Raw genomic sequence first — 1,690 nt, forward strand, 5'->3', positions numbered from 1 at the left:
GCCCGGTGCCTGGGAGGCCGGGCCCGGCGCGGTGTGGCGGAGGTCCCTGGCCACCTGCTGTTCAGTGTTGAGGCGGGCAGCAACTTCCGCTGAGCGTTTCCCGGCGACCCGGAGCCGAGCGCGGCAGCGGATGGGTGTGCGATCTGTGTGAGGCCATGAGCCTGTAAATGTGTAGCGTGTGCTATCGAAAAAGTAGCAGACAATTGAGAAAAGACGGCGACATGGCGCACATTCCATCCCGAGATTCATGCGTGCGAGTGGACTTCGCTAGCAGATGGGTAAACGGATTTCAAAAACCTTCTCGAACCTCGGCGGCTCGCGTAATTTTTTGAAATGCGTTGGTTTTGAAAGAAGGGGAAAGAGATGGTTGTTTTTTCATGGCCTTGATATGTGGGGAAGCCATAAATAATCTGACAAATTTGCAATTTTTGCATATGTAGGCACGATTGGTGCTGATGGAATGGTTATTTCCCGATCAGTATATTGTGAGCTTTGTGCACAAGGGTGTGATTATGCCGACTGGGCATGGACTGTCGCTGTTGAAAATGCCATTCCGGGGTGATTGGTTTTGGACTTGAATTAATCAAGGGAGATGTTTTGATGGTTGATTTTTTGAAAATCATACTATTGTCTGCAGAAATTCTGTGGCTTGCTTTTTATGTATATTATTGGATTTTGCCATTTGGAGTAAGGAGGGCGGCAATGGAGGCTAGACGTGACATCGATAAGACTAATAATATCATTCTGAGGTTGTTTGCGGTAGTTTTCCATTCGCCTTTGACTAATCCTTTCAAGTCCATTCTGCTTTTTGCTTTTATTTTTGCACTTACAGTACTTTGGGTGAAATGATGGAATTGAATATTAAAAATGCGAACTTGGTGGCGGGGGCTGTTGATTTTGTAATGGGGAGAATTTTTCCGCCAGGAAGGATTGTTACATCGCAGCTTGCATTGGTAACTCAGACAGGTGTTACGGTTGTTTCGGTTGATAATGGAAGTTCAATTACGCAAACAGTCATACCTGGTATATCTATTGATGGCAGTATAATTGCTGAAGTGGCAAAAATCGAGGGTTTCATAGTAGCAATGGCTATCGGTGCCCAAGTGGGGGCCGTTGGGGCTACAGCTGTGGGTGGGGTGGCGGTGGTTGGCCTGACTATGGGATTGTCTATTGTGGCTGCAGCTATTGCATTGACTGCTAATGAAACTACTCGAGATGTATTGACTGACCCTGAGTTTTGGAAAAATATTAGAGATGGTAATCTCAATGAATATTTGAAAGAGAGTTATGGGTTAAATCTTCAGGATATGCTGAAGGCAGTATGGGATGGATTCTTGCATGGCGATATAGGGGAAATAAAGCGTTCCATATCCGATTCCACGAATACCCAATATGGGGCAGCCCGCAACTGGGTCGCCCCACGCGACCCCCTGGTCCTGGACCTGGACGGCGACGGCATCGAGGCGGTGGGCATCGACCCCTCCCGCCCCATCCTCTTCGACCACGACGGCGACGGCACGAAGAACGCCACGGGCTGGATCAAGGGCGACGACGGGCTGGTGGTGCTGGACCGCAACGGCAACGGCCTGATCGATTCCGGCCAGGAGCTGTTCGGCGACCAGACGCTGCGGGACGCGCAGCCCCAGGCGGGCCAGGGCCTGCACTACGCCCACGGCTACGAGGCCCTGGC

1 protein-coding gene is annotated in these 1,690 nt (G+C 50.5%); it reads left to right on the forward strand.

The annotated features are described in order from the left end of the window. Positions 1–845: 845 nt before the first annotated feature. Positions 846–1,690 (forward strand): SPM autocatalytic domain-containing protein (locus AX018_RS25860; RefSeq protein ID WP_491895685.1); only part of this gene is annotated, 845 nt, incomplete at its 3' end.

Origin of the sequence: Paracidovorax anthurii (assembly GCF_003269065.1) — a bacterium.
Taxonomy (GTDB): domain Bacteria; phylum Pseudomonadota; class Gammaproteobacteria; order Burkholderiales; family Burkholderiaceae_C; genus Paracidovorax; species Paracidovorax anthurii.